The following is a 235-nucleotide window of genomic DNA, read 5'->3' on the forward strand; positions in this document are numbered from 1 at the left end:
CCCATAGGTACAGTTATTTACGAGGACAGCCTTCAAAAAGAAGAGTTTATCTTTAAGTGCACATCGACGCTTCGCTACGGAATGTTTATGAATCCTGCGCTCGGCGTACCTTCCGACATCATTACTTACCCCTTGGGCAAGACCGGGCTGTCATTCCGTATTAAGTCACCTAATCCGGATATCCCATATATGCGGGAGGCCTTTTCCATGGGCAAAGGTTTTTATACAACCCTAG

1 protein-coding gene is annotated in these 235 nt (G+C 46.4%); it reads left to right on the forward strand.

What is annotated here, in order from left to right:
- Positions 1-235 (forward strand): hypothetical protein (locus SB752_RS33265; RefSeq protein ID WP_410719638.1); only part of this gene is annotated, 235 nt, incomplete at both ends.

This window comes from Brevibacillus sp. SIMBA_040 (genome assembly GCF_046535075.1).
Classification (GTDB): Bacteria; Bacillota; Bacilli; order Brevibacillales; family Brevibacillaceae; genus Brevibacillus.